At 71.2% G+C, this 22249-nt stretch carries 20 protein-coding genes and 1 pseudogene; 6 read left to right on the top strand and 15 right to left on the bottom strand.

From position 1 onward, the window contains the following. The 4 genes from ACRDP3_RS09195 to ACRDP3_RS09180 all read left to right on the top strand — a co-directional run. Positions 1 to 1239 (top strand): MCE family protein (locus ACRDP3_RS09195; protein ID WP_431516366.1); only part of this gene is annotated, 1239 nt, incomplete at its 5' end. Beyond that, positions 1236 to 2513, top strand: a complete 1278-nt coding sequence (locus ACRDP3_RS09190) for an MCE family protein (protein ID WP_431516365.1) — start codon at positions 1236 to 1238, stop codon at positions 2511 to 2513. The genes ACRDP3_RS09195 and ACRDP3_RS09190, both read left to right, overlap by 4 nt. Beyond that, entirely contained in the window at positions 2510 to 3067 is a 558-nt protein-coding gene (locus ACRDP3_RS09185; protein ID WP_431516364.1) for a hypothetical protein, read from the top strand. Before ACRDP3_RS09190 ends, ACRDP3_RS09185 begins: the two co-directional genes overlap by 4 nt. Before the next feature lie 126 nt (positions 3068 to 3193). Beyond that, entirely contained in the window at positions 3194 to 3958 is a 765-nt protein-coding gene (locus tag ACRDP3_RS09180; protein ID WP_431516363.1) for a hypothetical protein, read from the top strand. Positions 3959 to 3999: 41 nt separating this feature from the next. Here the strand turns inward: ACRDP3_RS09180 and ACRDP3_RS09175 are convergent, their stop codons facing one another. The 10 genes from ACRDP3_RS09175 to ACRDP3_RS09130 form a co-directional block, all read right to left on the bottom strand. After that, positions 4000 to 5283, bottom strand: a complete 1284-nt coding sequence (locus tag ACRDP3_RS09175) for a type III PLP-dependent enzyme (protein WP_431516362.1) — start codon at positions 5281 to 5283, stop codon at positions 4000 to 4002. After that, the gene (locus ACRDP3_RS09170; RefSeq protein WP_431516361.1) at positions 5280 to 7085 is read right to left on the bottom strand and encodes an IucA/IucC family protein; all 1806 of its coding nucleotides are present in this window, start codon (positions 7083 to 7085) and stop codon (positions 5280 to 5282) included. The genes ACRDP3_RS09175 and ACRDP3_RS09170 overlap by 4 nt, the downstream gene beginning before the upstream one ends. Next, positions 7085 to 8377, bottom strand: a complete 1293-nt coding sequence (locus tag ACRDP3_RS09165; RefSeq protein ID WP_431516360.1) for an MFS transporter — start codon at positions 8375 to 8377, stop codon at positions 7085 to 7087. The genes ACRDP3_RS09170 and ACRDP3_RS09165 overlap by 1 nt, the downstream gene beginning before the upstream one ends. Before the next feature lie 6 nt (positions 8378 to 8383). Continuing rightward, on the bottom strand, positions 8384 to 10222 hold the full coding sequence (locus ACRDP3_RS09160) for an IucA/IucC family protein (RefSeq protein WP_431516359.1): 1839 nt from the start codon (positions 10220 to 10222) through the stop codon (positions 8384 to 8386). Continuing rightward, a complete protein-coding gene (locus tag ACRDP3_RS09155) occupies positions 10219 to 11430 on the bottom strand; it encodes an ATP-grasp domain-containing protein (RefSeq protein ID WP_431516358.1) in 1212 nt (403 codons plus the stop codon). The genes ACRDP3_RS09160 and ACRDP3_RS09155 overlap by 4 nt, the downstream gene beginning before the upstream one ends. 119 nt (positions 11431 to 11549) lie before the next feature. Continuing rightward, positions 11550 to 11759 (bottom strand): hypothetical protein, encoded by a 210-nt coding sequence (locus tag ACRDP3_RS09150; RefSeq protein WP_431516368.1) that lies wholly within the window; start codon positions 11757 to 11759, stop codon positions 11550 to 11552. Then, positions 11759 to 12571 carry an ABC transporter substrate-binding protein gene (locus tag ACRDP3_RS09145; RefSeq protein ID WP_431516357.1) on the bottom strand — a complete coding sequence of 271 codons (813 nt, stop codon included), beginning with the start codon at positions 12569 to 12571 and terminating at the stop codon, positions 11759 to 11761. Before ACRDP3_RS09145 ends, ACRDP3_RS09150 begins: the two co-directional genes overlap by 1 nt. 71 nt (positions 12572 to 12642) lie before the next feature. After that, the gene (locus ACRDP3_RS09140) at positions 12643 to 13467 is read right to left on the bottom strand and encodes an ABC transporter ATP-binding protein (RefSeq protein WP_431516356.1); all 825 of its coding nucleotides are present in this window, start codon (positions 13465 to 13467) and stop codon (positions 12643 to 12645) included. Beyond that, positions 13464 to 14576 (bottom strand): FecCD family ABC transporter permease, encoded by a 1113-nt coding sequence (locus ACRDP3_RS09135; RefSeq protein ID WP_431516355.1) that lies wholly within the window; start codon positions 14574 to 14576, stop codon positions 13464 to 13466. The genes ACRDP3_RS09140 and ACRDP3_RS09135 overlap by 4 nt, the downstream gene beginning before the upstream one ends. Continuing rightward, the gene (locus ACRDP3_RS09130; protein ID WP_431516367.1) at positions 14573 to 15541 is read right to left on the bottom strand and encodes a FecCD family ABC transporter permease; all 969 of its coding nucleotides are present in this window, start codon (positions 15539 to 15541) and stop codon (positions 14573 to 14575) included. Before ACRDP3_RS09130 ends, ACRDP3_RS09135 begins: the two co-directional genes overlap by 4 nt. 246 nt (positions 15542 to 15787) lie before the next feature. Here ACRDP3_RS09130 and ACRDP3_RS09125 point away from each other — a divergent pair, with 246 nt between their 5' ends. Beyond that, complete coding sequence (locus ACRDP3_RS09125; protein ID WP_431516354.1) at positions 15788 to 16690, top strand: (2Fe-2S)-binding protein; 903 nt, start codon at positions 15788 to 15790, stop codon at positions 16688 to 16690. A 43-nt stretch (positions 16691 to 16733) separates the two neighbouring features. On the opposite strand, the gene ACRDP3_RS09120 is transcribed toward ACRDP3_RS09125, so the two are convergent. The 3 genes from ACRDP3_RS09120 to ACRDP3_RS09110 all read right to left on the bottom strand — a co-directional run bounded on the left by ACRDP3_RS09120 (position 16734) and on the right by ACRDP3_RS09110 (position 20002). Beyond that, entirely contained in the window at positions 16734 to 19085 is a 2352-nt protein-coding gene (locus tag ACRDP3_RS09120) for a polynucleotide kinase-phosphatase (protein WP_431516353.1), read from the bottom strand. Between the two features lie 150 nt (positions 19086 to 19235). Continuing rightward, a complete protein-coding gene (locus tag ACRDP3_RS09115; RefSeq protein WP_431516352.1) occupies positions 19236 to 19559 on the bottom strand; it encodes a hypothetical protein in 324 nt (107 codons plus the stop codon). Next, positions 19559 to 20002 carry a hypothetical protein gene (locus ACRDP3_RS09110; RefSeq protein WP_431516351.1) on the bottom strand — a complete coding sequence of 148 codons (444 nt, stop codon included), beginning with the start codon at positions 20000 to 20002 and terminating at the stop codon, positions 19559 to 19561. Before ACRDP3_RS09110 ends, ACRDP3_RS09115 begins: the two co-directional genes overlap by 1 nt. 109 nt (positions 20003 to 20111) lie before the next feature. Here ACRDP3_RS09110 and ACRDP3_RS09105 point away from each other — a divergent pair, with 109 nt between their 5' ends. Further along, positions 20112 to 20522: an Imm10 family immunity protein gene (locus ACRDP3_RS09105; protein WP_431516350.1), complete on the top strand. Its 411-nt coding sequence runs from the start codon at positions 20112 to 20114 to the stop codon at positions 20520 to 20522. A 147-nt stretch (positions 20523 to 20669) separates the two neighbouring features. Here the strand turns inward: ACRDP3_RS09105 and ACRDP3_RS09100 are convergent, their stop codons facing one another. Together ACRDP3_RS09100 and ACRDP3_RS09095 are read right to left on the bottom strand one after the other, a co-directional pair. Continuing rightward, positions 20670 to 21080, bottom strand: a complete 411-nt coding sequence (locus tag ACRDP3_RS09100) for a hypothetical protein (protein ID WP_431516349.1) — start codon at positions 21078 to 21080, stop codon at positions 20670 to 20672. Continuing rightward, positions 21077 to 22249 (bottom strand): annotated as a pseudogene (locus tag ACRDP3_RS09095) (integrase); the annotation flags it as partial. The pseudogene ACRDP3_RS09095 and the gene ACRDP3_RS09100, both read right to left, overlap by 4 nt.

Genomic DNA, 22249 nt, shown 5'->3' with positions numbered 1-22249 from the left:
GCCGCGGACGGCAACGCCTACCGCGTCACGGTCGAGTTCCGCGATGTCCTCGACCTGGTGCCGCAGTCGGCCGTCAAGGTCAACAACGTCACCGTGGGGGCTGTCGAGAAGGTGGAACTGCGCGGCTGGCGCGCCCGGGTGCGGCTGCGTATCGACGACTCGACGAAACTGCCGGCGAACGCGGTCGCCGATCTGCGCCAGACCAGCATTCTCGGCGAGAAGTACGTCTCGCTCGCCAAGCCGACAGATGTGACCCCGGCGGGGACGCTCGCCGACGGCGCCAGGATCCCGCTGTCCCGCAGCAACCGCAACGCGGAGATCGAAGAGGTGCTCTCCGCGTTGTCGGCGCTGCTCAACGGCGGCGGGGTGGCTCAGCTCCACACGATCACCAAGGAGCTCAATCACACGCTCGAGGGCCGTGAGGACCGGGTCAAGTCGCTGCTCTCGCAGCTGGACACCTTCATCGGCGGCCTCGACAAGCAGCGCTCCGGGATCGTACGGGCGATGAAGGGGATCGACCGGCTCGCCAAGAGGCTCGCCAAGCAGCGCAAGACCGTCGAGAACGCGGTCGACACCATGCCGCCCGCCCTGAAGGTCCTTGCCGACCAGCGCCGGGATCTCACCGCGATGCTGAAGTCGCTGAACAAGCTCGGCAAAGTCGGCAGCAAGGTCGTCAACGCATCGCGGGAGGACTTCGTCGCCAACCTGAAGAACCTCCAGCCCATCCTGGGCCGGCTGAACGAGGCAGGGGACGACCTGCCCAACGCGCTTGAACTGATGACCACTTATCCCTTCCCGCGCAATGTCACCGATGCCATCAAGGGCGACTACGTCAATCTGAAGGTCACCGCGGACCTGGATGCCAACAGCCTCTACCGCAACGTCGGCCCCGAAAAGCCGAAGCCCGGGAAGCCGGGCCCGGACCTTCCCGATATCCCCGACATCCCCGGGGTCCCGGACCCCGAGCTGCCGGACGTGCCCGACCTGCCGGACACGGGGGAGCCGTGCGTACCGGGCCTCAACTGCGCCAAGGACCGGGACGAGGGCGGCTCGTCCGGAGGTTCGGGAGGGTCCGGAGGGTCGGGTGGCGGTGGCACGCTCTGCCCGCCCGTGTGCACCAGCAGTCACGCGTCGTACACCGGCGACGGCCAAGGCGGCGAAAGCAGCGGCGGCTCCGCTTTCGGGCCCGGTGTCGACATCGCTCTCGCTGAGCTCATGACGAGGGGAATGCAGCCATGATCTCCCGGATGGTCAAGGTTCAGCTGATGGCCTTCGGCGTCGTCACCGCGGTAGGTGTGTCCTATGTCGGTGTCCAGTACACCGGTCTGACGGATCGCATCCTGGACCGCGGGTACGCCGTGCAGGCCGAATTCGCCGACTCCGGGGGCATCTTCTCCGGTGCCGAAGTGACGTACCGAGGAGTGCCGGTGGGCCGGGTCGGTGACCTGAGCCTTACCGGTGGCGGCGTTTCGGCGGCCCTGGACATCAAGGACGGCCGGCGCATCCCGTCCGACACCCTGGCCGTGGTGGCGACCCGCTCGGCGGTCGGGGAGCAGTACGTCGATCTTCAGCCCCGCACCACGAGTGGCCCCTACCTGCGGGAGGGCAGCACCATCGAGCGCCGCGACACCCGCACCCCGCTGCCGACGACGAAGATGGTGTCCAGCCTCGACCGGCTGGTCGGCTCCGTGCCCAAGAAGGACCTGAAGACGACCGTCGACGAGCTGGGCGACGCGTTCGCCGGCACCGGCCCGGAGCTGACCCGGCTGGTCGACTCGGGCAACGCCCTGGTGACGTCGGCGAGCGACTCGCTGCCGCAGACCATCTCGTTGATCAAGGACTCCCAGAAGGTACTCAAGACACAGTCCGACAAGGGCTCGGCGATCAAGTCGTTCTCCCGCGACCTGTCGGCGATCAGCGGGCAGCTCAAGAAGAGCGACGGCGACATCCGCAGGCTCATCGACGGCGGGGCTTCCGCCGCACCCGAGCTGGACGGGCTGCTGAAGGCCAATCGCTCGGCTGTGCCCCTCCTGCTGGGAAACCTGATCAGTGGGGGCCAGATCACCAAGGCCAGGCTTCCCGGTGTGGAACAGGCCCTGGTCACCTTCCCGGCGGCCGTCGCCGGCAGTTTCACCGTGCTGCCGGGAGACGGGACCGCCCACTTCGGCATGGTGGTCAACGCCGACGATCCGCCGTCGTGCCGGCAGGGCTACGACACCCAGCGGCGTGATCCCCAGGAGACCCGGGAGCGGGAGGCGAACACCAAGGCCCGCTGCACGGCCCCGCGAGGCGGCAAGATCTCGGTCCGGGGTGCGCAGAACGCTCCGCGGGGCGAGCGGACCGAGGGACCGGGGGGAGCGGACAAAGCCTCGTATCTCTCGCCCTACGACCCGGCCACCGGCATCGCCGACGGTCCGGACGGAACGCCCGTCGAGATCGGCTCGACGGGCGGGGAACAGATCGTGTTCGGAAAGGAGTCATGGCGATGGCTGCTCGTTGGACCCATGGCATGACCGTTCCGCTTCGGGCGCTCGCCCGGGTGGCGGGTCCGTTGCGTCGTCTCTGGGCGGGAGCGGTGAGCTCGGCACGCCACGGCAGGGCGCTGCTCGGGGGACTCGCCGTCGCGGTCGCCCTGCTGCTGGCCTCGTCCGGCTACCTCGCCGTGCAGAGCTACCAACAGGGTCAGGAGGAGCAGCGCCGTCAGGACATCCTGGCATCGGCCCGGCAGACGGCGCTGAACTTCACGTCGCTCGACTACCGGCGCTACGACCGGGACAGCAAGAACGTACTGAAGGGCGCCACGGGCGACTTCAAGCGTCAGTTCACGGGGCAGACCAAGGAACTGACGAAACTGGTCGCCGCCAACAAGTCGGTCTCCCAGGGACGGGTGATCGAGGCGGGGATCGCCAGGGCCGACGAGCGGTCCGCCCGGGTGCTGATCGTGGCCGACAGCAAGGTGACCAACACCGCTGTCAAAAAGGGCCAGGCCCGCAACTACCGGCTGCAGCTCGACCTCGTGCTCGAGCGTGGGAAATGGATGACCTCCGATGTCGAATTCGTCGGCTGATCCCCGCACGTCCATGGGCACGCGGCCCGCAACCCGTCACGCAAGTCAGGGAGAGTCATCGTGGTGAATCCGACGGTTCGAGGACGTGGGGGCACGGGTAGCGGGTCCCGGCCGCGCTCTGTGGCGGTGGCCGCCCGAGCTGCGGCCAAGCGGGTCGAGAAGGCACAGGAGCCGGACGCGGCCGAAGCCGATGAGGCGAGGGCAACCGGGACCGGCAAGGGCAAGAGCACCGACAAGGGCAAGAGCACCGACGAGGAGAAGAGCACCGGCAAGGCGAAGGGCACCGGCAAGGCGAAGGGCACCGGCAAGGGGAAGAGCACCGACAAGGAGAAGGGTGCCGCTGAGAAGGAGCCGGTGGGAACATCGACAGCCGCGAAGCGGTCGCCCGCACGATCCGGAACTCTCGGCGCCGTACTCGCGGTCCTCGTCGTGGTGGGTCTGGTCGCTACCGTGTTGCTCGGGCTGCAGTACCTCGATGGCGAGAAGGCCCGGCAGGCGCGAACCGGTGCCCTGGCTACGGCCAAAAAAGCCGCACCGGTGATCCTGTCGTACGACCACCGGCACCTGGACAAGGACTTCGCGGCAGCGAGCGGCCACCTCACCGGTTCCTTCCGGGACAAGTACCGGAAGACGACATCGACCGTGGTCATGCCGACGGCGAAGAAATACCGGGGTGTCGTCAAGGCAACGGTGGCGAAGCCGCCGTCCGGTAAGGCTCCGGCGGCATCCGTGGTGTCCGCCTCGCCGGACCGGGCCGTCGTCCTGCTGTTCATGAACCAGGTGTCGAAGAGCACTCAGGTCTCGGGCCCGCGGGTCGATCTCAACCGGGTGCGGATGACCCTCGTCCGGGTTTCGGACAGCTGGAAAGTGAGTGCTGTCGACGCGCTGTAGCAGGTGGTTCGCGCCGCCCCGCCATCGGTTGCGGCCTTGACTCACGGGCCGTCCGTCGCCGGCCGGCGGGTGTCCGCCGCGGCCGGAGTCCCCGGATCCGGACTCCCCAGGTAGTGGAATCCCGGCCGGGGGTGCATGAGGAAGTCGTGGTGGGAGATGTTCCAGGCGTACGCGCCCGCCAGCGCGAACAGCACGCGGTCCCCCGCCCGTATCCCCGCCGCCGGGACCGCGCGGGAGAGGACGTCCTTGGGGGTGCACAGCTGACCGGTGAAGGTGACCCGGTCCTGGTGTGCCTCGGCGCGCGGCCAGGGATGGGGCCAGGGGTGGGGCACCGGAAGCACGGTGCAGGGCTGGTCGTGGCCCTTGGCCGCCGGCGTGCGCAGGTGGTGCGTGCCGCCCCGCAGGACCGCGAACTCCTCGCCGTGGCTGGGCTTCACGTCCAGCACTTCGGTGGCGTACCAGCCGCAGTACGCGGTGAGGGCGCGGCCCGGCTCGATGCGGAGGACGAGGCCGGGGTAGGCGTCGGCGAGACGTCCGAGGCCCTCGCCGTACGCCGTCCAGTCGAAGCGGGTGTCCGGGAACGCGTAGTCGACGGCCATGCCGCCGCCCACGTTCACCTCTGTGAGAGGGACCGCGTGGCGTTCGGCCAGCGTGCGGGACCACGTCACGACCGACTTGGCGACCGCGAGCAGTTCCGGTGCGTCCAGGCCACTGGCCAGATGGGCGTGTACGCCGCGCAACTCCAGGTGCGGGTAGGTGCCGTCGGTGAGGAGGCCGACGACGGCGTCCGCCTGGGTGGGGTCGAGGCCGAAGGGGGCCGGACGGCCCCCCATGGCGAGGGAGCTGCCCGCAAGGGAGCCCGCGGACAGCGGGAGGTTGAAGCGGAGGAGGACCGCGACGGGTGCTTCCCGTGCCGTGTTCGCGGCCAGTTCGGCCAGCATGTGGAGTTCGTAGGCACTCTCCACGTGGAAGCGCTCCACGCCCCGGTCCAGAGCCGCCGCGATCTCGGCAGGGGTCTTGCCCGGGCCGCCGAAGGCCAGCGGACGGCCGGGAACGGCCTTGCCGACGTGGGCCAGTTCGCCACCCGAGGAGACTTCGTAGCCGTCCACGTACGGGCCGAGAGCCGCGAGGATCTCCGGCTCCGGATTGGCCTTGGCGGCGTAGTAGAACTCGACGCGTTCCGGCAGCGCCGCCCGTACGTGAGCGGCGTGGTCGCGGAGCGCCGACAGGTCGTAGAGGAAGGCCGGCAGCTCGTCGGAGTCGAGGGAGAGGGCACGGTCGCGGACCTGGCGGGTAGCCGGCGCGGGTGCTGCGGGGTTGGTCATCGGGCAGTGCTCCAAGGCTCGTTGGTGCGGGAGGCTCCGGTCAGCACCTGCTCGGCGAGGGGAATGGGGGAGGGGAGGCGCACGTACCCGGCTTCACGGTCGGCCTTCCGCTCCCAGCGGGTAAGCAGGTTCGCCTTGGCGGGCAGCGGTACGCCGGCCAGGAGGGCACTGAGCCGGGGCGGGCAGCCGTGCTCGTCGGCGTACTCCTGGATCGTGGCGCGGACCTGCCCCCACAGAGCGGCCTCGGTCTCCGGATGGAGGTCGGCGAGGGCGGCGAGCAGCTCGGCCACGTGGTTGACCAGCAGGCAGTAGACGACGCGGTCCCAGCCGCGCTGCGCGTCGTAGGTCATCGGCTCGGCGACCTCGGACGGCAGCGAGGCGAGGGTGCGGGCGTGGTGTTCGGGGATGAGCTTGGTGCCTTCCAGATCGCGGAAGAGCACCTGGGCGGGCATGCCGTCGCCGTCGACGCAGATCAGGACGTTCTGCAGATGCGGCTCCAGTACGACGCCGTGGTCGAAGTAGGCGGCGAGGACCGGCGGCAGGAGCAGTTCGAGGTAGGCCGCCCACCAGTCGAGGGCGGTCCGGGGGCCCGCCCCGTCCAGCAGAGCGGAGATGTGGCCGGGGCCGGTCGGGTACTCGTCGGCGACGGCGGCCGCGAGCAGCGGGGTGGTACCGGGCAGCAGGCTGTTCGCGAGGCCCTCGCGGACGATGACCCCGAAGCCTTCGAACAGTGCCAGGTCCGGGGCTCCTCCGCCGGGGCCGGAGCCGGGGCCGGGGAGCGCGAGGGTGCGGTAGGCGGGCTCCCGGAGCACGCCGCTGCCCGGAAAGCGGGCGGCCAGATCGGCCAGCACGGGCCCCAGCAGCCGGGTCAGGGCGACCGCTCCCGAGAGCTCGTAACGGGAGTTCTTCCGCAGGCAGTTGGTGATCCGGACGTTCAGGCTGAACTTCAGGAAGGTGGTGCCGTCGTAGAGCGTGCGCACGGAGGCGGTGGCGGCGAAGGGCGAGGTGCCGGGGCCCAGGTCGAGGATGTCGCCCCGGTCGAGGGCTTCCCGCAGGGCCGGGTGCTCGCCCAGCAGCTCGTACTGCCAGGGGTGCGCGGGCAGCAGCCGGTAGCCGGCGGGGAGGTCCGGGTGGAGCCGGTCCAGCGGGGCGGTGCCGCCGGCCTCCACGGACTCCTCGGCGATGAGGTGTTCGCGTACGGCGAGCAGGCGCAGCGGGAAGGCGGCCCCGGCCTCGGGCGCGTACGACGTCCAGGACGCCGGGTCGCCGGTACGGGCCTTCGGGGTCGGATGGAAGCGGTGGCCGAACAGCAGCGACTGCTCGGAGGCCAGATACCGGGTGAGGGGGTCAAGGGGTTCGAGGGGGGCGAGCGGCGCCAGGGCGCCGGGGCGGGCGCTGCGCATGGCGAGTGCGGCGGAGACTCCCTGGTGGCTGGAGATGATCTGGTCCAGGAACTCCTCGTTGCGCACCCCCGTGCGGAGCGACAGTTCGGCGCTCGTGTACTCCGCCACCCGGCGCCAGCCGACCTCGGTCCACTCCCCGCCCCGCTGCTCGGTGACCGGACCGGTGAACCGGTGTGCGCCGAACAGGGACGTGCGGCGCAGCGCGACCCGCAGCAGCACTCCGCGGCGCGGGAGCCGCAGGAGCAGGTGGTCGTCGATGACGGCCGTCTGGTGCTCGGGGCCCGACACCTCGCGCAGCAGGCAGTTGAGGAGGGTGTGCGTCACGGCCTCGTCGGCGGTGGGCAGTCCGGTGGGGGCGGCGGAACGAGGGGCGGTGCCGAGGGAATCGGACAGTGACATCAACGGCTCCAACGGGTGCGGGGCGAGCGACGGACCAGAGCGGGGAGGGTGGCGGCGAGGACGGTCACCAATGCGACGGCGGTGCCGGTGAGCACCGGCGCGGTGGGGCCGAACCAGCTGTTGCCCAGTGCGGCGGCCACGCCGGCGGCGACCGCGCCGCCCTTGGAGACGAACTCGAGCGAGCCGAACATCCCACCGGGCGAACGGCCCTTGGCGCAGTCGGCGGCGAGCACCGACAGGCCCACGAGGCCGAGCGTCAGCCCGGCGCCGAGCAGCAGCCGTACGGCGGCGAAGGCGGCAAGCGAGTCGGCTACGCCGTGCCCCGCCAGGCCGAGCGCGACCAGGCCGAAGCCGAGCGCGATCCCGGCCCTCGGGCGGCGGTGAAAGACGGCGTGCATCGCCATCGCGGACACCAGGTAGCACACGTGCGGCAGGGCGAAGAGCACGCCGGAGACCGCCGGGGACGTCTCCGGTATGCGGTCCTCGATGAGCGAGATCAGATAGGGGAAGGAGATGACGGTCGAGAAGACGAAGGCGAACTCGTAGGCGTACAGCATGCGCAGCGGCGTGCGGGGCCCGTCCGCCGGCACTGCCGGGCAGCCGGCCTGTGCGGCGGTGTGGGTGTCGGCGTGTGGGGCGGTCTGTGTGACGGCCTGTGTGGCGCCGGGTTGTTGGGCTGCGGGCCTGCGGGGTTCCGGCAGCATGCTGAGCATCAGCGCCGCCGACAGCGGCAGCAGGGCGAGCAGCGCGTACTGGCGGTGCGGCGAGAGCCAGGGCGACAGCGAGCCGACGACGATCGGGGCGAGGACCAGAGCCGCGCGGGCGCTGCCCTGCATGAGCGTGAGCGCCTTGGACAGGCCCGGGCCGTCCAGCGCGGCGGCCAGGTAGCCGTTGGACGCGGAGAAGGTGCCGCCGAGTATGCCCTGCAGCACCAGCGCGGCCGTGAAGGTGGCGACGGAGTCGGCCCACCCGGCGAGCAGGAACGATACGGCCAGGCCCAGTTGGGCACGGAGCAGCAGCCTCTTGCGGCCGAAGCGGTCGGCCAGCCTGCCCCACAGCGGGGCGCCGAGGGCGCCGAAGACGGTGGGGACGACGTACAGCAGCCCGGCCCAGCGCGCGGTCCGGTCGCCGAGCTCCGGCAGGATCTCGGTGAGGAACGGCGGCAGGCCGAGGGCGGCGAAGGACGCCACGAAGTAGCAGGCGGCAACGGCATGGACCTGGCGGCGGCCGAAGTCCGGTGCGGTGCCGGTATCGCCGGCCCTGCGTCGGAGGTCGGGCGGTGCGGTGGTCATGGCGGGTCACGCTCCCCGCAGGTAGTTGGGGCCGTCGGTGTAGTGCTTGTTGATGTCGGCCGCACCGGAGCGCTCCTTGCTGAGCAGGGTGCCCGCGGTCACCATCGCCTTGACCGGCAGCCGTGGAGCGTCCAGGACGTGCTCGCGCAGGATCGCGCCGGGCTCGCCCGGGCGGGTGCCGAGCCGCTCGACGGACTCGGCGAGCCGGTCCCGTATGAGCCGCAGCAGCCGGTCCAGGGGGGCGCGGCCGTGCCGGGCGAGCCCGAAGGCGTACGCGCCCGCGCACAGATGGACGGTGATGGTGGCGAACAGGTCGATGACCGGCCTCTCGTCCCTCTCGTCCGCGCCGAAGATCCGGGCGTCGGCGAAGTCGGCGGGGCGGGGCGCGTCGCCTCCGAGCGCGTCCATGAGGCGGCCGGAGCTGACGCGCAGCCCGTCGTTGTCCTTGAACAGCAGCCGCAGGCGGGTACGGCCGTGGTGCCGGTCCAGCACCACGGAGACGTTCTGCTGGTGGGACTCCAGCGCGATGCCGTAGCCGAAGAGCGTGGTCTGCCAGTCGAAGAGCAGGGTGAGGCAGGCGTCGAGCAGGGTGACCGGGTCGGCGTCGTAGAAGCGTTCCGCGAGGTGGTCGATCAGGAGCCTGCCGCCGGGCGCCTCGCTCAGCAGCGCGGCCATGGGCAGGACGACCGAGTCCTCGAGTCCGGCCGGGTAGCGGCGGCACAGGACGGCGAGCAACTCGTGTCCGGCGTGGGCGTAGTGGGTCTCGTCCGCGAGCAGCACCCGGTTCCCCCACCGCGGTTCGCGGGCGATCACCGTCTCCAGCAGGCGCTGGCCGGCGGCGCCGTCGACGAGCGTGCCGGGCTTGATGGTGCGCCGGTTGCGCAGGCCCAGAGTGGCGGTGGCGAGTGGCAGCTTCAGGTGCAGGGTGGGGTCCGCGGCGAGGGCGACGCTGCGCATCGACAGGGTCGGTACGGCCTCCAGGTGCGGCCGGGGGGCGAGAACCGCGTCGTCGGCGAGACCGGCGGCCCGCAGTGCGTCGTGCAGCGGATCGTGCAGCGGGTCGCCGAGGTTCAACGGGTGTACGGGGAAGGCGAAGTGGGTGCCTTCGAGCCGGGGGAGGCCGAGGTCCGCGGGCGTGGGCCAGCAGTCGGGGGCGGGCGCCCACTCGCCCCGCACGGTGACCGCCTCCTTCGGCAGGGCGAGCCAGCGCAGTGCGAAGCGCGGGTGGAACTCGGGTGCGTAGGCCCGTAGTTGCCGCTCATCGAGGCCGGAGCGGCCGCGGGAGGTCGGGTAGACGGGGTGGTCGAGGTGGGCGGCGAGGGTGTCGTGGGCGAGCCCGGCGCTGAGCCCGGTCCACTCGGCGGGGTCCGCGCCGTATCGCGCGGTCAGCCGGCCGGCGACCTCGTCGTGGACGTCGGCGTGCAGCCGCACGGTCTCGAGAGTCTGCCGGCACTCCTCGGCGAAGGCGTCGAACCCGCCCCGGTCGGCGGGATCGGCGAGGGCGCGGAGCGCGCCGATGATCTCGTGGACCGTGGTCAGTTCGGCGCCACCCGGCAGTCCGTCGCCGCCGGGTTCCCGCACGAGGAGGGGCAGCCGTGCGGCGTACGCGCTCTGGAAGCCGTCCTCGGTGACGGGAAGCAGCAGGGCGCCGGCGTCCATGGGGGCGAGCCGTAGCCATGGGCCGTCCGGCCGCTCCACGAGGGTGCTGCGCGTGCGCAGGCCGACGACGTCCTCCCGCAGCAGCGCGCTCAGCACGCGCAGGATCAGCTCCGCGGCGGCCGGGTCCGCGGCGGCTCGGTCCGAGGCCCTCGTGCCCCCGGCGGTGCGGGTGGTCGTGGCTGTCACGGCTGGATCTCCCAGCGCCGGCCGGCGAGGAAATCCGTCACGGCCCGGTCGACCGTGCCCTGGTCGGGGCCGGTGGCCCGCAGCGCTCCGAGGTAGTCGCGGTTGGTGTGGTAAAGCTCGTGCCGTTCCCCCACCTCGCGCAGCGGCCGGTACGTCAACGTCACACCCTCCACCAGCAGATCGGCCGCGGCGGGGGCGGCGGTCAGCGTCCCGGCGCGGTCGGCGCACGGGTACTCGAGCCGGGCGGCCCCGTCGGTCCGGGCGCCCAGGTCCGCCGGCAGCGGCTCGCCCAGGTGGGTGAGGAGAATGTGCTCGAAGAGCGGGATGTCCAGCAGCTGTGCGAGCAGCAGGTCGCACTGGTCGCCGATGGCGCGGTAGTTCACCTCGATGATCCGCGCACGTCCCTCGTGCACCACGAACTCGGTGTGGCTGGCGCCGAAGCCGACGCCGAGCGCGTCCAGTTGGGCCAGGACCTGGGTGAGGAGCTCCGCCGGGTGACCCGGGACGAAGGTGAGGGCCTCCTCGATGAAGTAGGGGGGCGGGGAGACACGGGTGTGGAAGCCTCCCAGCAGGTGGCGCGTACGGCCGTCGCCGAGGGTCTCCAGGGTGTACAGCTCGCCGGTCAGGTACTCCTCGACCACCAGGGCCGCGCCGGGACGTCGCGACTGGATCTCCTTGCAGCGCAGCACCAGCTCCGCGGGCCCTTCGGCCAGCACCACGTCCTCACTGGCCACGCCTTCGCGTGGTTTGACCACGCACGGGTAGGGCACGCCGGGGCCGGCGAGCTCCGCCGGGTCCTGCCCGGCGGCGAGTTCGGCCGACCAGACGGTGGCGGCACCCGTGGCGGCACCGGTGGCGGCCAGGTGCCGGCGCATCTCGGCCTTGTCCTTCGCGCGTAGCGCGGCCTGCCAGCTTTTGGCCGGAAGACCGAAGTAGTCGGCGGCCAGGGCTGCTTGGGTCTGCAGGTGGTCGCTGTTGGTGAAGACCGCGTCGGCGGGGCCGTGGGTCGCGTGGGTCGCGATCCGGGTGATGACGGCGCGGAAGTCGCGGACGTCGCAGTCCAGGATCTCGGTCTCCGGGTAGGTGCGCCGGTGGGCCTCGGGCTGGTCGGTGAGCACGGTGACGTCGATGCCGAGCCGGGCGGCGGCGGGGAGGAATCCTTCGGTGACCGAGTCGGTGGGGTTGAGGGCGAGCAGATACATCCGCATGGGCGGAAAGCCCTTCCGATTCGAGGAGTTGACGGGAGGCGGTGCGGGGCGCGTATGCCGGGCCGCGACGGCCGGGGCGGGCCGCCCGGGGGCAGCGACCCGCCCGCCTCCGTCAGGGGTTACTTCTTCGGGAGTTCGACGCCGGTGGACTCGGCCACGTCGACGAGCATGTGCTGCGCGGCCTGGAGGCCGATGCCGGACATCCAGGTCTCGTCCGGAACCTCGAAGACCTTGTCGTCCTTGACGGCCTTCAGGTCCTTCCAGACCGGGTTGGACGTGACGTCCTTCTTCTTGGTCTTCTTCGGGTCGTCGGCGACGGTGACGAAGATCAGGTCGGCCTCGGCCTGTCGATCTGCTCCGGGCTGACGTCGAGCATCGTCATCTCCGGGTCGTCGGAGATCTGCGACTTCGGGCGCTCCAGGCCGATGTCGTTCAGCACGACACCGCTGTAGGCGTTGCTCTGGTACAGGCGGGTCGGGCCGGCCACGAAGCGGACGACCGAGGCGGACGGCGCCTTGCCGTCGTACTTCTTCTTGATGACCTTACCGAGGGCCTCGGCGCGCTTCTCATAGCTCGTCAGCGCGTCCTTGGCCTGCTTGTCCCGGCCCAGGGACTTGGCGTGGACCGCCAGGTTCTCCTTCCAGGGGCCGCCGGTGGTCTCCGTGAAGACGGTGGGGGCGATGCCGGAGAGCTTGTCGTAGAGCTTCTCGTGCCGGATCTTGGAGGAGAGGATCAGGTCGGGCTTGAGGGAGGCGATCGACTCGAGGTTCGGCTCCAGCAGCGGGCCGACGTCCTTGACGCCGCCGATCTTGCCCTTGAGGTAGTTGGGGAAGCCGCCCTCGGTCTTCATGTGAGGGGAGACCGCGCCGACCGGCTTGACGCCGAGACCGGTGACGTCGTCCAGCTCTCCGGTGTCGAGCACGACGACCCGCTTGGGCTTCGCGGGGATCTTGGTGCTGCCCATCGCGTGCTTGACGGTGCGCGGGAAGTCGCCGGCGGCCGCCCCCGCCTCGGCCTTGTTCTCGCCGCCGTCGTCGGCGGACTGCCCGCCGCACCCGGCGAGTGCCGAGGTGCCGACGACGACGGCCAGCAGTGCGGCGCTCAGCCGGCCGGATCCGCGCAGGGTTGCTCTGATGGACATAGGGGTCCTTTTCCTCGCTGTGAGCGGGTTGGTTGATCGGTTGTCACGCAGGCGTGGGGGGTGACAGGGAGTCAGGCAGGGACAGCGGCGGTGTGCCGGGCCGTTCTGCCTTTCGGAATGACCAGCGGGGTGCCGGTCTCCGGGTCGGGGATCACCCGGCAGTCCACGTCGAACACGGACTTGACCAGCTCCGCGTCGAGCACCTCGGCCGGTGCGCCGGCCGCGGCCAGGCCGCCCTCCTTCAGCACCACGAGGTGTTCCGCGTAACGGGCGGCCTGTCCGAGGTCGTGCAGCACCATCACCACGGTGCGGCCCGCCTCGGAGTGCACTCCGGCGACCAGGTCGAGGACATCGAGCTGGTGCCGTAGATCGAGAAAGGTCGTCGGTTCGTCGAGCAGCAGCAGGTCGGTGTCCTGGGCGAGGGCCAGTGCGATCCAGGCGCGCTGCCGCTGACCGCCGGAGAGCCGGTCCACCGGCTGGTCGCGCAGCTGTGTGGTGCCGGTCCGCTCCAACGCCGCTTCCACGGCGGTCTGGTCGGCGGCCGACCAGGGGCTGAGCAGCCGCTGATGGGGGTAGCGGCCGAGCCGTACCAGCGCCTCGACGGTGATCGCCTCGGGGGTGACCGGCTGCTGCGGCAGCAGGCCCATCCGGCGGGCCAGGGAGCGGGCGGACATCCGGTGAATGTCGGTGCCGTCCAGAGTCACGGTGCCGGCGGCGGGAGCGAGCAGCCGGGTCAGGCCGCGCAGCAGGGTGGACTTGCCGCAGGCGTTCGGGCCGACGATGGCGGTGACCGCTCCGCCCGGGAGCACCAGGTCGAGCCCGTCGACGACGACCCGGTCGCCGTAGCGCAGGTCGAGGCCGCGCGTGGACAGCTCGTTCGGCTGCTTCGAGGTCATACGGAGCTCCTCTTGACGGGCATGGCCTGACGGATCATCAGCACGAGCAGCCAGGGGGCGCCGAGCGTGGCGGTGACCACCCCGACCGGCAGCCCCTGGACCGGGAGCAGGTGCTGCACCAGCAGGTCGGAGGCGATCAGCAGTACGGCGCCTGCCAGACCGGTGAGCGCGAGCGTCCCGAGGGTGGGCGGGCCGGCGAGGAACCGCACCACGTGCGGCACGGCGAGCGCCACGAAAGCGACCGGGCCGGTGAGCGCGGCGGCCAGGGAGGCCAGCGCGATGGCGGTGAGGAGGAGTTGGAGGCGCGCGGCGGAGACGCGCACGCCGAGCGCGCCCGCCGAGTCGTCGCCCAGGTCCAGTACGGCCAGCCGTTTGTGCAGGAGGAAGGCGGCGGCCAGCGCCACGGCCATCGCCGCGGCGGCCCCCCACACCTCGGTCCAGGCACGGCCGTACAGCGAGCCGGTGGTCCACTGCAGTGCCGCGCCGGCCAGCTCGGCCGGGAAGCGTACGACCATGAGGTTCACGGCCGCGGCCAGGCCGGCCTGGACGGCCAGTCCCACCAGGACGAGGCGGGTCACGGCCAGTCCGGAACGCCAGGCGAACACCCCCAGCAGCAGCGCCGCGAGCATGCCGCCGCTCAGCGCGCCCAGCGGGATGAGCGACTGCGAGGCACCGACGGCCAGCAGCACCACCGAGCCGAAGGAGGCGCCTCCGGTGATGCCCATGACGTCCGGCGAGGCGAGCGGGTTGCGGAACAACCGCTGCAGCAGGGTGCCCGCGACGGCGAGACCGGCTCCGGCGATGAGCGCCGCCGCCGTCCGGGGCGCCCGGAACTCCTGGACGACCAGCACGTCACCCGGGTCGCCGAGTCCGATCAGCCCGCGGAGTGCGACGGACGGAGCCATCGGCAGCTCGCCGGTGGTGAGGGAGACGGTGGCGAGGAGGAAGAGCACGGCGGCGGCGCAACAGCTGAGCAGCACGGTGCGGCGGCGTTGCCGGGCGCGCAGGCGGTGGGGCGGTGGGGGAGCGGCCGGCCCTGTCCGCGCTGTCCGCGCGGTCTTCCCCGCCTTGCCTGCAGCTACGGTCCGTACCCGTACGTCGTCGGTCATCGGGCCACCTTCCGGGCGAGCAGGGCCAGTAGCGGCGCGCCGAGGAAGGCGGTGACGATGCCCACCTCGAGTTCGGACGGGCGTACGACGAGCCGCCCGAGGACGTCGGCGGCGAGCAGCAGCAGCGGGCCCGCGATCAGGCACCCGGGCACCAGCAGCCGGTGGTCACCGCCGAGGAGCGGGCGGATCAGGTGCGGTGCCGCGAGACCGATGAAGGCGACGGGTCCGGCGACGGCGACCGCGGAGCCGGCGAGCAGGACGACGGCGAGACCGCCGGCCAGCCGGATGCGGGCCACCGGGACACCGAGCGCCTGGGCCGAATCGTCGCCGAGTGCGAGGGCGTTGAGCGCGGGGCTGATGGCCAGCGCGGCGACGAGGCCGATGACGATCATGGGCAGCACCGGCCAGAGCACGTCGAGCGTGCGTCCGGAGAGCGAACCGGCCAGCCAGAAGCGGGCCTCGTCCAGGGTGCGCTTGCTGGCGAGCATCACGGCCGAGGTCCAGGACAGCAGGACGAGTTGGAGCACGGTGCCGCCCAGCGCGAGGCGTACGGGGTCGATGTCCCCGGCCCGCCGGGCGAGCGCCTGGGCGAACAGCGCCGCCCCCGCGGCGCCGGCGAACGCGAACCACAAGTACTCGACGGGGCGGGTGAGTTGGAACACGTAGATGGCGGTGACGACGGCGAAACCGGCGCCCGCGTTGATGCCGAGCGTGGTCGGGGAGGCGAGTGCGTTACGGGTGATCCCCTGGGCGACCGCCCCGGCGACGCCGAGCGCGGCGCCGACCGCGAGGCCGACGACGGTGCGCGGCAGCCGGAGTCCGGTGACCGCGATGGCGTCGCGTCCGTGGCCGTCGCCGAAGAGGGCGTCGGCCACCGTGGACAGCGGCACCGAGCGCGCCCCGAGGGCGAGACTCAGCGCGGCGCAGAGCGCGAGGCCGGCGATCCCGATGACGAACAGAGGGATGCGCCGGGCGGACAGAGAGGGTGCGCCGCTGAGTGCAGCCCGTTCGTTCGTGGACACGGACAGCGAGTTTAGGTTAGGCATGCCTAAGTTGCAACCCGGCCGGGTGCTTCCCGCGGCGAACGCCACCCCGTGATCGACTCTAGCCGATCACGCATCTAAGGTGAGCCTTGCCTTTCCCCGTCCCCTGCTCACCTCCTTGCCCAAGTCACCGCCCGCCTATTCCGATCCGCTCGTGAAGGAGTGCCGATGACCATGCCCCCGATGGCCCCGGCGCGGCTTCCGGCAGCCGGTCCCGCCGTGAGCGCCTCCGGTCTGCTCGCCGGCACCTACCGCCGCCTCGCCGCCCTGTGCGCGGCGCTGAACGTACGCGCGGTGGCCCCGGACCCGACGCCCGGTGAGGTGACCGCAGGATCCCAAGGGTGGCTTCGGGGAACGGAATTGGCGGAGGACCCGGAGGCGCTCGACGCCTTCGTCGACGCCGAGGTCGCCCGTATCCTCCGGGACCAGCACGGTCACACCGCCCGCAGGGACGTCGCCGCCTCCCGCGCGCTGCACGCCTACGTATGGTCCGTCAGCTTGCTGATGAGCGGCACCTGGTACCTGGAGCGCCGGGTGCCGCGGATCCGCCCGCAGGACCTGCGACTGGCCCCGGAACCGGGCACGTTCGAGGTCGTCCCCGGTTCCGGCTTCGCCTGCCTGCCGGACGACCCCGCGGCGACCCGGGTTCCCGGCGCCCGGGTGCTCGGCGACGAGGAGGCGCTGCGCGCCGAACTGCGGGCCTCGGTCGCCGACCACGTACGCCCGCTCCTGACCGCCATCGGCCCGCACGCGCGGCGCGGGCGACGCGCCTTGTGGGGGATGGTCGCCGACGACCTGATCTCCGGCATCTGGTATCTCGGGCGCATGCTCGGCCAGGAGGAGCGGGCCGTCCGGGCCGCCACCGAACTGCTGCCCAGCGGCATCCCGCCCTTTCCCGGCGGCGCCGCCTTCCGGCGGCTGGAGGGCCGCGGCGGAGAGCAGCACCCGACCCGTACCCGGCTCGGCTGCTGCCTCTACTACACGATCCGCCCCGCCGAAGCGTGCATCACCTGCCCCCGGACCTGCGACGCCGAGCGCCTCTCCAGACTGGAGCCCGCCCCGCCCGCCTGAGGTGGACACCGTGGTGTCCGGCGGGCGGGCAGGGTCACGGTGATCACAGACGCGGGTCGACCGGCTCCGACTCCAGCGCGAGGACGGCGAACACCGCCTCGTGCACCCGCCACAGCGGTTCGCCCGCCGTCAGCCGGTCCAGCGCCTCCAGGCCCAGCGCGTACTCGCGCAGCGCGAGCGACCGCTTGTGCCCAAGGGAGCGCGAGCGAAGCCGCGTCAGGTGCTCGGGCCTGGTGTACTCCGGGCCGTAGATGATCCTCAGGTACTCCTGGCCACGGCACTTCACCCCGGGCTGCACGATTCCCTTCGCGCCGCGGACGAACGCCTGCAACGGCTTGACGACCATCCCCTCGCCCCCGGACGCGGTCATCTCCAGCCACCACTTCACCCCGGCCGCCGTGCTCTCCGGGTCGCCGGTGTCCACCACGATCCGTCCGGTGCTCCGCAGCAGCTCCGGACGGTCCCCCGCAGCGGCCGCGGAGTGGTCGGCTGTCACCAGCCGGTCCAGCCAGGCGAGTTGTTCCCCGTGGCCGGCCGCCGTGAGGCTGCGGCCCTCGGCCGCCAGGATCTGGAATGGGGCCATCCGCACCCCGTCCAGGCCGTCCACCGCCCAGCAGTAGCGGCGGTAGGCGTCGGTGAACGCGGCCGCCGACGCGGCACGTTCCCGCTGCCGCTCCAGCAGGCCGGCCAGCTCCACCCCGCGGCCCGCGGCACCCTCCATCGCCGAGATCACCCCCGGGAAGACCGCGCCCGCGGCCGCGCCGACCGCGGCGTACTGCTTGCGCAGCAGACCCGAGGCCTTCAGCGACCACGGCAGCAGCTCCGCGTCCAGCAGCAGCCAGTCCGTGGCGAGTTCGTCCCACAGACCCGCACCGCCGACCGCCTCCCGCAGCCTGGCCAGAACCTGCTCGGTCATGGCCGGGTCGTCGAAGAACGGCCGCCCGGTCCTCGTGTACACCGCGCCCGCCGGGCCGCCTTCGACGCCGAACCGCCGCCGGGCCGCCTCCGCGTCCCGGCACACCACTGCCACGGCCCGCGAGCCCATGTGCTTCTCCTCGCAGACCACTTGGGCCACTCCCTCGGCGCGGTAGGCCGCGAACGCCTCCTCCGGGCGTTCCAGGAACCCTTCCTCGGACGACGTCGCGCACGGTGCCATCGTCGGCGGCAGGTAGACCAGCCAGCGCGGGTCCACCGCGAACCGGCTCATCACCTCCAGCGCCGCCGCCGCGTTCTCCTCCCGTACGGTGATCCGGCCGTGGTGCGCCGTCTCCACGACGCGCCGGCCCGCGACGTCGCGCAGGTCCAGTGGGCGCTCTTCGCGGTCGGCCGGCGCCGCCGCCTTCAGCGGGCGCACCGGCTCGTACCAGACCCGCTCGGCCGGGACGTCGACCAGCTCGCGCTCCGGCCAGCGCAGCGCGCTGAGCTTCCCGCCGAAGACGCAACCCGTGTCCAGGCAGATGGTGTTGTTGATCCACGAGGCGGACGGCACCGGCGTGTGCCCGTACACCACGGCCGCACGGCCCCGGTACTCCTCCGCCCACGGGTAGCGCACCGGCAGCCCGTAGTCGTCCGTCTCGCCGGTGGTGTCCCCGTAGAGCGCGAAGGACCGCACCCGGCCGGACGTACGCCCGTGGTACTTCTCGATCAGGCCCGCGTGGCACACGACCAGCCCGCCACCGTCCAGCACGTAATGGCTGACGAGGGAGTCGATGAACGCGGCGACCCGTGCCCGGAACTCCTCGCTCTCTCCCTCCATCTGCTCGATGGTCTCCGCGAGGCCGTACCGGGACTGCACCTGGCGGCCCTTGAGGAAGCGGCCGAACTTGTTCTCGTGGTTGCCCGGTACGCACAGCGCGTGCCCGGCCTCCACCATGCCCATCACCAGCCGCAGCACGCCCGGGCTGTCCGGGCCGCGGTCCACCAGGTCACCGACGAACACCGCGGTGCGTCCCCCGGGGTGCCGCGCGTCCACCGGCCGCTCGTCCTTGTCCCGCAGGATCTCGTACCCGAGGCGCGTGAGCAGGGTCTCGAGTTCGGAGCGGCAGCCGTGGATGTCACCGACGATGTCGAACGGTCCCGTCACGTGCCGCAGATCGTTGTACCGCTTCTCGAGCGCGATCCCGGCCGCGTCGACCTGCTCGGCGGTACGCAGCACGTGAACCTTGCGGAACCCCTCGCGCTGCAGCGCGCCGATCGAGCGGCGCAGCTCGCGCCGCTGCCGCGGCAGGACGTGGCGCGGCAGGTCCGCCCGGTCGGGCCGCTGGGCGTTCCGCTCCGCGCACACCCGCTCGGGCAGGTCGAGGACGATCGCGACGGGCAGCACATCGTGCTCGCGGGCCAGCTTGACCAGCTGCTTGCGCGACTCCGGCTGGACGTTCGTCGCGTTCCCCGTCAAGTTCTTCTGTTCAGTCTCCTGATGTAAGCCACTGAGGCGGTCTCTGCCGGTCCCGCCTGGCGGCATGAGCCCTCCCGGCGGAGACAAGGACAACGGCCGTGATGGGTGCCCGCAAGCGGCTGGTCATCGTGCGGAACGTGGTGGACGCGTTCAGGAAGGAGGTCGCCGATGCCGGTTCTCGATCTGCTGGCGGGCGGTCGACCAAACGCTCTCGAACTCGTTGGCCGACAGCCACCGCGGATCATGCCCCTCCCATTCAGAGATGGGTGGTTCTGCGGTCAACCCGTAGACGCTCTCGTATTCAGCCAACCGATCGCCCTTTTGAGCTTCTTGCCATTCGGCCAGCGATGCGGCGGCCAAAGCCTCGCCTCCGGGTTCTTGAAACTTGACTTGCCGGATCACGTATCCGTCAGCGTCGAGCTCGAAGTAGAACGAGATGGATTCCTCGTCCCAAAAGCAGCGCACCCAGCGCATCACTGGCCCACCACGTCGAAGGGCTCGTCGTGCCAGCGCCAGCCGGCGGTGCCGTCGTCGTGGATGTGCAACATGAACTCCGCGACCAGGCTGCCGTCGGGGAACGTCAGAGTGAGTGCACTTCGGATCTGGGGGTAGCAGGCGTCGGCCCGCTCCCAGTCCTCCTCATCAATGGCCCGCTCTTGCTCGGCGAAGGCAGAACGGAACTCTTCGAAGCCAGGAAGTGTCTCCACTTCTGCGTGGATCCATGGCATGTCGGCGCCGGTCACAGTCAGCCGGGCAATCTCCTGGTCGCCGTGGTGGAGCCGCCAGATGCTGCCGGTGGTCAGGTTCGGGTTGGCCATAGCCCCATGATGACGATCACCGCTGACAGGCGAAGCGCGGGGCGTGGCGTCCTCCATGTGGACGCCCACGTCATTCCCCAGCCAGAAGTTCACGATCATCCCAGGGGAATCCCGGTGTAGGTGTGACGGTCACCGCCTCAGCGTGACGTTGGACATCGTGCCCACCCCTGCCTCATGCCTCGGCTGTACTCGCTGATAGAACCCCGTCATGACGTACCGATTCACCGCCCGCGCCGCCAGAACCGAGATCGACCCTGACGGCTACTTCACCGAAGCCGCCCTTGCCGAGGGTGAGGACGGAAGTGGCTTCATCTTGATGTTCATGGCGGGAGAGGAGGAGCCCGATGATCAAGAGGTCGCCCTGGGGATGGACACACACTGCCTGGTCACAGCCGGGCAAGGGACCGCGTATGGCTGTGTGCGGGAAGCGGTCCTGACGGGCAACGTCCTCCGCGTCTCACTCGACCCTGAAGCACTGGAAGACCTGCGGTTGACCGACAGTGAGATCGAGGCTGTCATCGAAGCGCCGGACGAAGATATCGTCCTGTTCCGCGAAGTCCTCGCCCAGGTGCTCGGCTACGGACGTGCGGACGCTGTGCCCACCCGTGTAGGCATCTGACCAGCCAGCCGGGCGTCGTGCACTGGCGCGAGGCCCGACCAGGTGGGCAATTCGGTGAAGATGCAGCGTCATCCGTGGGGAACTGCGCTGGCCATCGGCACTTCAGCAACACCGCAGCGCTGACATAGCGTATCCGTCTGCCAGCCGTCAGGTTGTCGATCGAGGGAACGGGACGACGTTGTCGGGAACGGGCGCGCGTCCCGCCTGCTCGCCTCTCTGTTGAGTGAGAACGGCGCTGGCGAGCGTGAGCCTGGTCACCTGCTGGCGGAGTTCCTCGATCTCGGCTCTCTGGTTGGCGATGGTCTTCTTGAGCTTGGTGACGGTTTCCCGGAGTCGTTTCTCGGTCTCCGGGACCTGTCGGGTTTCTGTGCGGACGCGCTCGTAGAACTCGTTCTTCAGGTCGACGTGTCGTTTCAGGATGGCCATGCGGTGGACGCCGGCCTCGGCGGCGAGGGCGACGACGGTGAGGCTGCCGTTGGAGGCGGTGGCCTGTCCAGCCAGGAGTCGGTCCATCGCCTCGCGGATGCGGGCGCGTTCGTCGTGGTGCGGTTGGTTCATGTGAGGGCCTCGGCGGAGTGAGCGGTGGCGTCGTGGGTGTCGGCCGTCTCGCGGAGACGGTTGGCGTTGGCCCGCAGACGTTTGCTGACCGGAGCGGGGGCGCGGGCGGCGAACTGATCGAGTTCGTCGGCTCGTTCGCGGAGCTGTCGGGCGTGGGTGTCGGTGCGGACGGTGTTGCCGCAGCCGGGTCGGCAGTCATACTGCCGCGGGGCAGTCGCGCCGGGTTCTGGTTCGCAGAGAGCGTTGTCGTGCTTGAAGGCGCAGATCAGGAACGCGTCGGGGTTGTCGTAGAGCACAATGCCGTCGCGGGCGAGGAAGGCGCTGGCTTTCCTAGCGAAGGTGCGGGGGACGATGCGGCCCTCGAATCGAGGGCTGTGGGCGGCGGCGGTAAGTGCCCGGCGGGCGGCGGGCCCTGAGACGTTCTCTCCGGCGGCGACGCGGTCGCGCAGTCGGGCTGCGGTGTCGGCGGCGGCGAGGGCCGTTTCGACGTCGAGGATGGCGTGGATGCCGCGGCGGCCGCGGGCTCCGTAGCCGCTGGAGGTGCGGGCGTCGAGGACGGTGCGCATGTGGCCGTACTGGATCGCGAGCGCGATCAACCCTCCGGGACGTCGGGCAATGTGCCAGGCAAGAGATCTTCTGAACCGCCCCAGACCGATCGCGCCGTGGGGATCGGTCGGGATGGCCTGGTCGGACAACTCCTGCACCTTGGCCTCCCGGTTCACCCAGGTCACGAAGGCTTCGATGCGCAAGGCCAGCGTGGACTTCTTCAGCGCGCCCCCATATCCGTGGCGCGAGTGGAACTCGTGGTGGGCGGTGCCGAGGAGGAGTTCCCCCTCGGGAACCATCCGCTCCAGCACGCGGATGGCGTGGACCACCGGCGTGATCGCGACCCAGGGCACTTGGCGTACTTCACCGGCGGAGATGTGGTTGCCGTCGTCGTCTGTGACGGTCTTGTAGTGATGGCTGCGGATCAGGTGCTGTCCCTCGGCGCCGTCAACGCCTGGTTCGGGGTCGGGGCAGCAGCCGGAACGCAGTCCCTGCACCTCCTGCGGACGCATCCCGGTCAGGTAGAGCAGGACGATCGTCGCGGCCGTACCCAGGTTCCGCATCAGTTCGGCGGCCTCGTTGAAGTCCACATGCTCGCGCCATGGCTTGCCGTTGATCTGCCC

Origin of the sequence: Streptomyces sp., from assembly GCF_050698815.1 — a bacterium.
Lineage (GTDB): Bacteria > Actinomycetota > Actinomycetes > Streptomycetales > Streptomycetaceae > Streptomyces.
Note: the sequence above shows the minus strand (reverse complement) of the source record. Positions and strands in the feature narration are given on the sequence as shown.

What these genes read in the sequence shown, in the direction of transcription:
- ACRDP3_RS09140 (WP_431516356.1), bottom strand. Translation starts at nt 13,467, where the DNA reads ATGACCTCGAAGCAGCCGAACGAGCTGTCCACGCGCGGCCTCGACCTG.
- ACRDP3_RS09190 (WP_431516365.1), top strand. Translation starts at nt 1,236, where the DNA reads ATGATCTCCCGGATGGTCAAGGTTCAGCTGATGGCCTTCGGCGTCGTC.
- ACRDP3_RS09125 (WP_431516354.1), top strand. Translation starts at nt 15,788, where the DNA reads ATGACCATGCCCCCGATGGCCCCGGCGCGGCTTCCGGCAGCCGGTCCC.
- ACRDP3_RS09170 (WP_431516361.1), bottom strand. Translation starts at nt 7,085, where the DNA reads ATGTCACTGTCCGATTCCCTCGGCACCGCCCCTCGTTCCGCCGCCCCC.
- ACRDP3_RS09185 (WP_431516364.1), top strand. Translation starts at nt 2,510, where the DNA reads ATGACCGTTCCGCTTCGGGCGCTCGCCCGGGTGGCGGGTCCGTTGCGT.
- ACRDP3_RS09100 (WP_431516349.1), bottom strand. Translation starts at nt 21,080, where the DNA reads ATGAACCAACCGCACCACGACGAACGCGCCCGCATCCGCGAGGCGATG.
- ACRDP3_RS09145 (WP_431516357.1), bottom strand. Translation starts at nt 12,571, where the DNA reads ATGTCCATCAGAGCAACCCTGCGCGGATCCGGCCGGCTGAGCGCCGCA.
- ACRDP3_RS09105 (WP_431516350.1), top strand. Translation starts at nt 20,112, where the DNA reads ATGACGTACCGATTCACCGCCCGCGCCGCCAGAACCGAGATCGACCCT.
- ACRDP3_RS09115 (WP_431516352.1), bottom strand. Translation starts at nt 19,559, where the DNA reads ATGCGCTGGGTGCGCTGCTTTTGGGACGAGGAATCCATCTCGTTCTAC.
- ACRDP3_RS09175 (WP_431516362.1), bottom strand. Translation starts at nt 5,283, where the DNA reads ATGACCAACCCCGCAGCACCCGCGCCGGCTACCCGCCAGGTCCGCGAC.
- ACRDP3_RS09110 (WP_431516351.1), bottom strand. Translation starts at nt 20,002, where the DNA reads ATGATCGTGAACTTCTGGCTGGGGAATGACGTGGGCGTCCACATGGAG.
- ACRDP3_RS09155 (WP_431516358.1), bottom strand. Translation starts at nt 11,430, where the DNA reads ATGCGGATGTATCTGCTCGCCCTCAACCCCACCGACTCGGTCACCGAA.
- ACRDP3_RS09165 (WP_431516360.1), bottom strand. Translation starts at nt 8,377, where the DNA reads ATGACCACCGCACCGCCCGACCTCCGACGCAGGGCCGGCGATACCGGC.
- ACRDP3_RS09135 (WP_431516355.1), bottom strand. Translation starts at nt 14,576, where the DNA reads ATGACCGACGACGTACGGGTACGGACCGTAGCTGCAGGCAAGGCGGGG.